Origin of the sequence: Streptomyces sp. NPDC101490, from assembly GCF_044767145.1 — a bacterium.
Taxonomy (GTDB): domain Bacteria; phylum Actinomycetota; class Actinomycetes; order Streptomycetales; family Streptomycetaceae; genus Streptomyces.
Genome location: NZ_JBIWNI010000049.1, coordinates 1 through 8,988 on the forward strand (window position 1 = coordinate 1; position 8,988 = coordinate 8,988).

Consider the following 8,988-nt stretch of genomic DNA (forward strand, 5'->3'; position numbering starts at 1 on the left):
CGACAGCACAACCCACTCTTCGTCCGAGAGCTCATGCCGCCGCACCATGCACCACATGATGCCCCATCAAGGAGTCTTTGAAGACACGCCCTAGCAGCCAGTGAGCGACGCCGAAGACGTCGACGGTGCTGGTCAGGACGTGGCGGTCGTGGTGCGTTCGGGGGAGGTGGGCAAAGGAAGCGAGGACGGTCTTCTGCACGAGCGGGCTCTCCTGGGTGGGCAGTCACGGCGGTCGGGCGCTGCGGTGAGCGTCGGCGGCGGTGCACGTGCGGTGGAGAGGGAGCCGGGGCGCCTAGAAGGCATGGCCCTTTCTGGTCGTCATGAGGTGATCATCGTCGACGTGTGGCCCCGTGCCAAACCATTTCGGTCCAGCGCTCACGCCGTCTGTGACCCCACCCGCCAACTTGAATGCACAGCGCGACAAGTCCAGTGCTCATTGGACAGATGCAGTGCTCAGTCACACCTGTGACCGTGCGGCGTACCTGGCAACGATGGACAACGTCGATGCACAGACGCGGGCGGCCTGACTGCGGACCGCGGCTGGTCACGTCGTTCACAGCGGGGAGGCCCAGGGGTCATCCTCCGGTTCGGGCTCCTCTGGGTGAAGCATGCAGCGAACGCAGCGCAGGAGTCCCGGTTCACCTGATCCAGCGGCGGCAGTCATCCACGGCAGGGCCTCCATGGCCTGTGCTCGTTCGTCGGTGGCAAGGATCTCCAGAGTCTGCTTGAGGTTCTCGGGGGCGGGCTCGTCGGTGAGGCAAAGCCAGCCGATCGCAGCGGCCAGGCGGACTTCGGGGGCCTCTGTCCGGTCTTGCCACCGCTCGCGGATCCACGCGACGGTCGGCGGGTGCGCAAGGGCCCGGGTGGTCTCGGCAGCGGCGAGGAGAAGGGCGGCGCGGACCATGGCGGCGCGCTCCGTGGCGAGCCTCATGGCAAGGGCGTTTCGGACCGTGTGGTCGGAGTCGGCAGCGGTGGCCAGCGCGTAGGCGGCGTTGATACGGAGGGCGCCTCAGCCCAGGCCAGGGTGTGTCCGGCGCCGAACATGCCGGTGGGGTCGAGACGGCGCTTGACGTTGAGGAGCCGGGCCCGGTCCCGGGTGTCCCACAGGCCCGTGACCCGCTCGCTGGTGGCGGGACCGATGAAGTTGAACAGGTCCGACGTGGTCCGCCAGGGGGCGACAGCGTCGACGACGCCGTCGACGAGGCCGGGAACGAGCGGGGCCGTCTCGTCGGTCATGAGGCCGACGACGGACAGGGCGTAGGCGGCGTCCCGGCCCGAGACCGCGTTGGGGACGGCCGGCTGGCGGGCCATCGCGCCGCCCAGCAGGCGCACCTCGACCAGCGGGAGGGGGATGTCCTGTTCGGGCCCGGCGGCCTCGAGCAGGGCGTCGACTGCGGCGGCCGGCAGGCTGGTCATACCTGCTCCGCCGTCCCGGAACGGCATCGGGTCGGTGGGGTCCTGGTGGATGGAATCGACCGCGCTGTAGGGGATGTCCTGGACGGTGTCGACGAGCGGGGCGGCCACCGCGCGCATCGGCTCCAGCAGCGCGGCCCCCGGCTCGGCGCCCTCCAGGTGGGCGTAGCGGAGCTGGACGACGAACTGGCCGCGCAGCGGCTCGGGGATCTCCGGCAGCGGCGGCAGTCGCAGGAGCGCCACCGAGGTGGTCGATACGGCCTGGGGCAGGTCGGTGGACCAGGAGGCGAAGGCGTGCAGGACGTCGTGGGCTGAGTGGGCGGGGTAGAACACCGAGCCGCCGTAAAGGTCGGCCACGGGCATCAGGTCGATCTCCAGCTCGGTGACGATCCCGAAGTTGCCCTTGCCGCCGCGCAGTGCCCAGAAGAGGTCGGGGTCGCTGGTGGCGTCGACGTCGTGGACGGTGCCGGTGGCGTCGACCAGGCGGGCGCGCCGCACGTGGTCGGCGGCGAAGCCGTAGGCGCGGGAGAGCGGGCCGGTGCCGCCGCCCAGGGTGTAGCCAACGGCGCCGACGGCGGAGGACGAGCCGTTGACCGGGGCCAGGCCGTGGGCGGCGGCGGCTTCGACGACCTGGGCCCAGCGGACGCCGGCCTGGAGGGTGGCTGTGCGCGCCTGGTGGTCCACACTGACCGTGTTCATCCGCTCGGTGGTGATCAGGACGCCGTCCTCGATGGGGGCGGTGATGCCGTGCCCGGTGGCCATCACCGCCACTCGCAGGCCGCGGCGTGCCGCCCACGTCACCGTCAAGGCGACGTCGCGGGTGTTCTCGGCCGACACCAGCACCGCCGGGCGTACCGCGAAGGCCGGGTTGAACGGCGTGAAGGCCGGCTGCGTCAGCAGTCGGCCGGCCAGCTGGGCGGACAGCTGCTCGGTTGCCGGGGTGGTGGTCATCGCACGGGTTCCTTCGCTCATGCCGGCGCCTCGGATCGGGCGCCGGTCACGGGCCAAACCCTCCTCCCGCGCCGCAGCGAGCTGAATCCCCCGTTACTGGGGAACCGGCACCCCAGGAATCTGGTGGTGCGCCACCGATACCCGGGCGGGCATAGTTCACCCCATGCCCACGACACACGCCGGCCGCATCCAGGCGCATCTGACGCAGCTGGCCGGCATCGGCCTGGACGCGCGTGCCTTCGCCGACGCCGCCCTCAGCCTGATGACCCGCGCCATCGGCTTCCAGTCGGCATGCATGGCCACCGCCGACCCCGCCACCCTCATCCTCACCGGCACCACCAAGTGGGGAGAACTCGGCAACGCCTCCGACGCACAGTGGGCCCACTTCGAGTACGAGGTACCCGACGTCTACAACTTCCAGGATGTCGCCCAGCGCCCCGGCCAGGTCACCTCGCTGCGCGCGGAGACCGCCGACCATCCCGAGCGGTCCGCCCGCTTCGCCCGCTACCTGAAGCCGGTGTGGGGATTCGAGGACGAGCTTCGTGCCGCCCTGCGGGCCGACGACGGCAACATCTGGGGCTACCTGGCCCTCTACCGCAGCGACAGCAACCCCTTCAGCCTCGCCGACCAGCAGTTCGTCAGCGCCCTCGCACCCGTGCTGGCGATCGGACTGCGCACCGGCCTGCTCGCCGAGGCCGCCACCGGCACCCCGCTGCACACCCCCGTGATCCTGGTCATCGACGCCCAAGGCCAGGTCGGCCAGGCCGGCCCCGGAGCCGACGAACTCGCCGACCACCTGCGCGCCGGGCCGCTGACCGGAAACCTGCTCCCGGTCGCGCTGCGCTCGCTCGTCGACGCCGCCCGTGACAGCAGGCAGCCCGCCGTGCCCCGCATGCGACTGCGGGCCGCCGACGGTCAGTGGCTCGTCGCCCACGCCGCACCGCTGCGTTCCCGTGACGGCACCGGCAGCGACGTCGTGGTCACCGTCGAGGAGGCCCGCCCCCCGGAGATCGTGCCGCTCGTCGTCGCCGCGTTCGGCCTCACGCCGCGTGAACAGGACGTCGTGCACCTCGTCCTGCGGGGCCTGGGCACCACCCAGATCGCAGAAACGCTCCAGCTGTCCGCCTACACCGTCCAGGACCACCTCAAGACGATCTTCGACAAGACCGGGGTCCGCAGCCGCCGCGAACTCACCACCAAGGTCTTCTACGACCAGTACGCCCCCCGCATGGGCGGTCATCTGGCCCCCACCGGCTGGTTCGCCCCCACCCCCGCATAGCGCATAGCCCGACGCCGAGGGCTATGCGCTATGCAGGGGTGGGGGCGACCTCGGCTTGCCCGGCGCGGGGCGGCGACCCCGCGGCGGGCACGTCACGGTCGGACGGATGCGCCGAGGCTCAGCCGTTCGCCCTGACCGTGCCTCGGCCGGTCGCCTACCGCTCTCGGTCGGGGAAGCCGCGAGCGTACCGCCGCCGCACCTCCCACTGTGAGTTCCAGGTCTTGAAGCGAGACTTGAACGGGCGTTGGTCAGCTGAGCTCGCGAGTCCAGTGAGAAACGCTCTGCTCGCCTTGTTGCGGCTCTGGTCGCTATCCCGGTCGGGCTTCCGTCTGTAGGGGACGCCCGACCAACCCTGACCTGCCAACTTCGTTGGTGCGCGGGATTCGCGTGAGTGTCCCGGGAATCCCAACACTGTACCTACACCCACGCCGTGCCCCGCGAGCTGCGCGACCTGACCCGGAGTGAGCTTCGCCCGACGGGCTTTCTGGTTGTTGAGCCAGGCACCGATCGCCGCGTCGAGGGCGTCGCCGTCGACGCGCTGCAGGACCCGGCGCACGGTCGCTTCGGCCGGGGCGGTAGGGCCGGACGGCTCGCAGTTCGGGGCTCCGAGGGCGGTGAGCACGGCCGCTGGGGCGTCGGCGGCCCACTCCGCGATCGCGGTCAGGGATTTCGCGCCGGCCAGCACCGCGCACGCGGCGAGTGCGAGGACGAAGGCGAGGGGATGGCGGCGCCCCTTGGCCCGGCGCGGATCGGGCACCGCTGCCAGGCGGTCCAGCAGCTGCGGCTGTTCCCCGGGCTCGGCAGGCCGGGCGTCGGCGAGCTGGCCCAGGCCAGCAGGGATAGGCAATGATGATCGGGCAGGCACGGTCTTCCGTCGTGGTGATCAGGGACTCGACACCTCATGATCACCCGAAGACCGTGCCTGCCTCCGTTCGAGACCAGTCCGCGAACCTCGCAGCCACGTCAGCTGCCTGAACCGACATCAAGACGGACAGTTCGCTTGAACGACGCCGCCCTGCACCCAGGCCCGCCCCGCCCCGATCCGGTCCGCCCCGCGTCGTGGTCGCAACGCCTGCCCGAGCTCGGCGAACTACAAGGAGCCTTTTCCAACCTCACGCTGACGCGTGGTGAAGGACGAGGACGGCCTGGACGATCGCTGTGATGCGGTTGGTGCTGCAGCGGATCTTCCGCAGGAGGCGCCAGGCCTTCAGTGTGGCCATGGCCTGTTCGCCGAGGCAGCGGATCTTGGCGTGCGTGCTGTTGTGGCGGCGCTTCCACCGCTTGAGACGGCGGCCCCGGAATGGGACCCGGACTGTCCCGCCGGCTCCTTGATACGCCTTGTCCGCCCAGCATTTGAGCCCCGCGTCGGCAAGGGCTTCGATGATTCCGTGTTGCCGCGCCGCGGTCAGATCGTGGGTCGAGCCCGGCAGAGCCGGCGAGGCCCAGAGCAGACGGCCGAACGGGTCGGTGAGGACCTGGACGTTCATGCCATGGCGTTTGTGCTTTCCCGAGTAGTACGGGGTGTCGGCGGCGATGCGGTCGATGGGGAGCAGGGTGCCGTCGAGGATGACGAACGCCTTCTCGCGGATCGTCGTCATCGCCTCGGCCAAGGTCGGTGCGACAACGGCCAGCACCTCGATGGCCTCGCGTATGTAGCGGAACACGGTCGCGATTCCGATGCCGAACCCGGCGGCGAGCTGTGCGTAGGTGTCGCCGCATCGCAGGTGGGCCAGGGCGATCAGGGCTTGTCGGCTGGCGGTCAGACGTCGCCACCGCGTCCCGATCTCTCGGCGCCGGACGGTGAGCTGTCTGCTCAGGTAGCGCAGGGTGTGGCTGGACAGATCTATCGACGATGGGTAGACAAGCACGCGAAGCTCCTGGCGGACACGGGTGATCTTGGTCGAGAACCCGTCTACCAGGAGCTTCGTCGTTTCGCAGACGTGTCCAACTCGCGGTCATTGCCGCGATGTTGGAAGAGGCTCAAGGTCTACCACTACGACGCCAAGGAGGCAGCCGCGCTGAAGGCTCAAGCCGAAAGGCGTGCTGCCGAACGACGACAGAAGGAAGCTGAAAAGCAGCGCCAAGAGATGTCCTTCACAGCCGATCTCAGCAGGGGATTGGGTTGGCTCGGCGATATGGCCAGTAATGCGATCGATTCCACGCAGAAGTGGGTTGAAGATCACCAGACGCTTCTCGTCGGAATGGGCGCTGGTATCGGATGCGCGGTCGCGATCGCGTCTGTGGTCGGAGCAGGTGCGTGTGCTGTGATCGCAGGTGCGGCAGTAGGGGTTGAAGCATGGCAGTTCAACGACCCTGGCTCCACCGACACTGACGCGGCTTTCGGGCATGTGGGGCAGGGAGTTGGAGGCGCTATGGTTGGAGCAGCGCCAGTCGCAGCAGGAGTGAGGACCTACATGACAAAGCGCGCTGCGGAGAAGACGGCCAGAATTGCGGAACAGGAAGCAAAGCGGGAAGCTGCGATCGTGGAGCGAGAAGCCGCAAAGCGTGGGGACGCGTTCTATAAGTACTACATGTAACAGGGTGGGGAAATGACGCGTGCCACTGTCTTCTTTTTCGGGATTATGGCCGGAATCTTCTGTGCCACGATCATTGTCGAGATGCGCGAGCGAAAAGGGGTATCGAGCCTCAACGCCCTTAGGGTCGCACTATTCGGCAGTAGTCTTGCGTTCCTCGCGTTCTACGTCGCGGACTCCTAGAGAAGGAATCGAGTTCGTTGTGATCGTCGCTGGGAACGCGTAGCCCCTGCCTGGGCGGTTCGCCCGACCTGGTTGGTCACACAGGAAGCCCCGCAGGTCATGGCCCGCGGGGCGTCCGCGTTGCCAGGGTGACCCCGCGCTCGTGCCGAACGGAAACAGAAGGAGGCTGAGGAGCAGCGAAAGCGCGATGGGATCTTTGGCAACATCATGAAGGGCTACGATCGTGCCGCCTGGGACAATGGTGGCAGAAAATGGCTGGAGCGTAAGATCGTCGATACGGCAGTGCCGCTGGCCGTGACTGCCGGAACGGCCCTCTGCATTGCCTCAGTCACTTGCAGTGCCGGATTGTTTGCGGTCGGAGCATCCGCACTGTTCGTCGCAGGGCTTGGTACACACATGACTCTGGCCTCCGAAGAGGAGCAACGCCAGGGTCCGACACAGTTCCTTGTCAGAACCGCCGAGGCGGAGGTCAAGAGAATAGTCTCAGGTGCCGTATTTGCGCGAGAACACCAGTAGGCGATGCAGCCTCCGTTCTTCAGGCGTTCTGCACCTCCACCCCGACGCTCCCACCCACTGCACCACTGCCCGGGTGATGGACTGGGTCGTCTCCTTGCCGGTCAGGCCGCTGAGGGAGCAGCCGGTCTCGGACAGGTACGCGCGTAAGGAGACGGCGAGGGCGGTGTCGGTGGCCTTCAGTCGGGATATCGCAAGGGTGAGAATGCGGCCCCGGGGGTCGGCGTAGTCCAGCGGCACGGTCATGTCCGCGCACTGGGCGCCGGCCGCGTCCAGGTCCCGGCCCGGTCGGTCCTCCGGCCCCAGCGAGCAGCCACGCCAGTCGGGGCGCTGCTGGTAGTAGCGGTCCAGCCCGGAGGCGGGTGCCGCGGTGGCGGTGGCGGTGGCGGTCAAGGGTGCTGCGCCGAGACAGGCCGCGAGGGTGAGGCCGACGACGGCGGCGCGGCGGCCGGTGGTGCGGGCGGTGGGCGCGGCGGATCTCCGCGGGGTGCGCTGTCCAGAGGTCATGCCGACGACACTTTGCACGCAACTTGGCTCATTCACCGGGGCGTTCCCCCGGATCTGTCATGGGGTCAGCCGCCCGGGGGCGGGCTCTCAGGTCTCGCCTGCGGGGTGCAGGACGCGGGCGACCTGGTCCGCCTTGACCACGACGAGAAGGCCCCCTACCCGACCGTCGTCGCCTCCCGCGTCCACGCCGTGGACCAGACGAGCACCCGGCCGGATCGCCTCCCAGTTGACCGCCCACGGCCACCCCCGCGGCTCCGTCATCCCCGCCACCCGACCGATTCCGCGCCCGGGTGCTCGCAACCGGTGCTGTGGGCATGCCGGTCAGACACGGAGCGGGGCCGGTGTGCCGGCCTTCGTCCTGTGTCGGGGCTACCAGGCGATGGGCGCACATCCGGGGCCTCCGGAGCCGCCGGAAGTCCCTGCGGATCCCGTGGTTCCGCTATTGCCGGGTTGCGCGGAGCAGGGGAGCGAGCCGTTACCGGGGCTTGAGGAACATCGGAACGGAAACCGGCGCTAAGCCCGGCTCGCTGCTGGTGGGCACCTGACGGAACGCCAGCGCCGGGGCGGTGGTGAAGTCGTTCTGCAGATAACGCCCTATTATCTGCGGTATACCTGAGCGCGACCTGCGGGGACGTCTTCCGCACTCCGCATGAAGCGACCCTGTTATCTGCGGCAAGGGGGAGACGGTGCCCGCGGTCCTGCTGCTGCCGGCCGGGAAGGCGCTGACCGTCCGGACGGCGGCCGACGCCTTCCTCGACTCGCTCGCCAACCAAAACACCGTCCGGAACTACGGCATCGCGGTCGGGAAGACCGCCGAGCGGATCGGCGAGGGCCGCCCGCTCGCTTCCGTCGCGGACGACGAGATCGGCGAGGCGCTGGAGCTGCTGTGGGGCGGCTCGGCGGTGAACACCTGGAACGCCCGCCGAGGCGCGGTGCTCTCCTGGACGAGCTGGTGTGCCGAGCGCGGCTATGACGGCCCGGCGGTGCCGCCCTGGGTGAAGCGGATGCCGCCGCCGGACTCCGACACCCCGGTGCGCTCGAAGATGGCGATCGACCGGCTGATCGCCCGCCGCAACGTCCACCTGCGGGAGAAGACGCTGTGGCGGATGCTCTACGAGACGTGCGCCCGCTCCGAGGAGATCCTGGACGTCAACATCGAGGACTTGGACCTGGCCGGGCGCCGCTGCCCGGTGAAGGCCAAGGGCGCCCAGCCCAAGGTCCGTCGCCGAGGCGCGACCCGCGCCGACTACGTGCTGGAGACGGTGTTCTGGGACGCCGGCACCGCCCGACTGCTGCCCCGCCTGCTCAGGGGCCGTACCTGCGGGCCGGTGTTCGTCACCCACCGCCGCCCCGGTCCGGGAAAGGTGCTCTCCACCCGGGACGTCTGCCCGGACACCGGACTGGCCCGCCTCTCCTACGGCCAGGCCCGCGCGCTGCTCGACCAGCACACCGCCCACGCGGGGACGGGCACGGGTTGGGACCTGCACGAGTACCGCCACTCCGGCCTGACCCACCTAGGGCGTGTCTTCAAAGACTCCTTGATGGGGCATCATGTGGTGCATGGTGCGGCGGCATGAGCTCTCGGACGAAGAGTGGGTTGTGCTGTCG

11 protein-coding genes are annotated in these 8,988 nt (G+C 69.2%); 4 read left to right on the forward strand and 7 right to left on the reverse strand.

The annotated features are described in order from the left end of the window. Positions 1–31: 31 nt before the first annotated feature. The 3 genes from ACIRQY_RS35480 to ACIRQY_RS35490 form a co-directional block, all read right to left on the reverse strand. Complete coding sequence (locus ACIRQY_RS35480; protein WP_403932953.1) at positions 32–199, reverse strand: hypothetical protein; 168 nt, start codon at positions 197–199, stop codon at positions 32–34. Between the two features lie 354 nt (positions 200–553). Next, entirely contained in the window at positions 554–931 is a 378-nt protein-coding gene (locus tag ACIRQY_RS35485; protein ID WP_403932956.1) for a hypothetical protein, read from the reverse strand. After that, positions 928–2,364: an FAD-binding oxidoreductase gene (locus tag ACIRQY_RS35490; protein ID WP_403932959.1), complete on the reverse strand. Its 1,437-nt coding sequence runs from the start codon at positions 2,362–2,364 to the stop codon at positions 928–930. Before ACIRQY_RS35490 ends, ACIRQY_RS35485 begins: the two co-directional genes overlap by 4 nt. A gap of 163 nt (positions 2,365–2,527) precedes the next feature. On the opposite strand from ACIRQY_RS35490, the gene ACIRQY_RS35495 reads away from it, so the two are divergent. Next, complete coding sequence (locus ACIRQY_RS35495) at positions 2,528–3,643, forward strand: LuxR C-terminal-related transcriptional regulator (RefSeq protein WP_403932962.1); 1,116 nt, start codon at positions 2,528–2,530, stop codon at positions 3,641–3,643. Positions 3,644–3,797: 154 nt separating this feature from the next. On the opposite strand, the gene ACIRQY_RS35500 is transcribed toward ACIRQY_RS35495, so the two are convergent. After that, positions 3,798–4,400 carry a transposase family protein gene (locus ACIRQY_RS35500; RefSeq protein ID WP_403932979.1) on the reverse strand — a complete coding sequence of 201 codons (603 nt, stop codon included), beginning with the start codon at positions 4,398–4,400 and terminating at the stop codon, positions 3,798–3,800. Between ACIRQY_RS35500 and ACIRQY_RS35505 the strand changes: the two genes are divergently transcribed. Beyond that, on the forward strand, positions 4,365–4,493 hold the full coding sequence (locus tag ACIRQY_RS35505; RefSeq protein WP_403932982.1) for a hypothetical protein: 129 nt from the start codon (positions 4,365–4,367) through the stop codon (positions 4,491–4,493). The genes ACIRQY_RS35500 and ACIRQY_RS35505 overlap by 36 nt on opposite strands. Positions 4,494–4,755: 262 nt before the next feature. On the opposite strand, the gene ACIRQY_RS35510 is transcribed toward ACIRQY_RS35505, so the two are convergent. After that, complete coding sequence (locus ACIRQY_RS35510; RefSeq protein WP_403932965.1) at positions 4,756–5,511, reverse strand: transposase family protein; 756 nt, start codon at positions 5,509–5,511, stop codon at positions 4,756–4,758. On the opposite strand from ACIRQY_RS35510, the gene ACIRQY_RS35515 reads away from it, so the two are divergent. Continuing rightward, on the forward strand, positions 5,473–6,180 hold the full coding sequence (locus tag ACIRQY_RS35515; RefSeq protein WP_403932968.1) for a hypothetical protein: 708 nt from the start codon (positions 5,473–5,475) through the stop codon (positions 6,178–6,180). The two genes, ACIRQY_RS35510 and ACIRQY_RS35515, sit on opposite strands and share 39 nt — an antisense overlap. 663 nt (positions 6,181–6,843) lie before the next feature. On the opposite strand, the gene ACIRQY_RS35520 is transcribed toward ACIRQY_RS35515, so the two are convergent. Beyond that, the gene (locus tag ACIRQY_RS35520) at positions 6,844–7,380 is read right to left on the reverse strand and encodes a hypothetical protein (protein WP_403932971.1); all 537 of its coding nucleotides are present in this window, start codon (positions 7,378–7,380) and stop codon (positions 6,844–6,846) included. Between the two features lie 87 nt (positions 7,381–7,467). Then, positions 7,468–7,641: a hypothetical protein gene (locus ACIRQY_RS35525; protein ID WP_403932974.1), complete on the reverse strand. Its 174-nt coding sequence runs from the start codon at positions 7,639–7,641 to the stop codon at positions 7,468–7,470. Positions 7,642–8,066: 425 nt separating this feature from the next. On the opposite strand from ACIRQY_RS35525, the gene ACIRQY_RS35530 reads away from it, so the two are divergent. After that, on the forward strand, positions 8,067–8,957 hold the full coding sequence (locus ACIRQY_RS35530; RefSeq protein ID WP_403932977.1) for a site-specific integrase: 891 nt from the start codon (positions 8,067–8,069) through the stop codon (positions 8,955–8,957). Positions 8,958–8,988 lie beyond the last annotated feature (31 nt).